The organism is Roseateles sp. P5_B10 (assembly GCF_056400485.1).
The window spans coordinates 1-1,069 of sequence record NZ_JBFULE010001240.1 but is presented as its reverse complement, the minus strand read 5'-3'; the positions used below and the strand labels follow the sequence as shown (position 1 = coordinate 1,069).

Sequence of the window (1,069 nt, the reverse complement as noted above, 5' to 3'; positions counted from 1 at the left end):
GGTGTTCTCGGAGCGGTAATCCTCATCGATGATGACGATGGGAAAGTGAAAACGGATCATCGGCGGCCTCCAGCGGGCGGGCATCAAAAAACGAAGCGGCGAAGTGTAGGGCCGCAGCATGTCCCACTCGCGTCAGCGCAGTCTATAAACTGACCCGACAACACTTACCTGGGGAGACAAGATGGAATGGAACTGGGCCACCGTCTGGTGGATCGCTGCAGGAGCGCTCGTCGCGGCCGAATTGGCCAGCGGCACCTTCTATCTGCTGATGCTGGCCGTGGGCGCCATCGCCGGTGCGCTGGCGGCTCATCTCGGCGCGAGCTTGACCGCACAAGTGCTGACCGCCGCCGTCACGGGCGGCGCAGCGGTCGTGGGCTGGCACCTGCGGCGCAGCCGCATGCCCGCAGCCGCTCCCGCTGCAAGMAACCCAGATGTCARCCTCGACATCGGTCAATCCGTCCAGGTCGAGACCTGGTCAACCGACGGCCGGGCCAAGGTGCAATACCGCGGCGCTGCCTGGCAGGCACGCTTCATCGGCAGTCCGCCGGCCCAAAGTGGCCGGCATGTGATTCGCGCGGTCGAAGGCAGTTGTCTGCTCCTCGATCGCTGAGCCTGCAAACCAACAACACCGGGAGGCCTCATGGGGTTCCAAATCGCACTCGTCATCCTCGTCATCGCGGCCATCTTCGTGGCGCGCTCCATCAAGGTCGTCCCGCAGCAGAACGCCTGGGTGGTGGAGCGCCTGGGCAAATACCACGGGACGCTCACACCGGGGCTCAACTTCCTCGTGCCCTTCGTCGACCGGCTGGCCTACAAGCACTCACTGAAGGAGATCGCGCTCGATGTGCCCAGCCAGGTCTGCATCACCAAGGACAACACCCAGTTGACGGTTGACGGCATCCTCTACTTCCAGGTCACCGACCCCATGCGGGCGAGCTACGGCGCGAGCAACTATGTTGTCGCCATCACGCAATTGGCGCAAACGACGCTGCGCTCAGTCATCGGCCGCATGGAGCTGRACCGCACCTTCGAGGAGCGCGCCGTCATCAACACGTCCGTCGTCGAGGCC

The 1,069-nt window shown here is 64.0% G+C and carries 2 protein-coding genes; both read left to right on the top strand.

The window, feature by feature from the left end; all coding sequences use genetic code 11:
* Positions 1 to 181 precede the first annotated feature (181 nt).
* Positions 182 to 610 (top strand): NfeD family protein, encoded by a 429-nt coding sequence (locus AC1DU6_RS32415; RefSeq protein ID WP_477862340.1) that lies wholly within the window; start codon positions 182 to 184, stop codon positions 608 to 610.
* A 30-nt stretch (positions 611 to 640) separates the two neighbouring features.
* The coding region (locus AC1DU6_RS32410) for an SPFH domain-containing protein (protein ID WP_477862338.1) at positions 641 to 1,069 on the top strand (429 nt) is incomplete at its 3' end.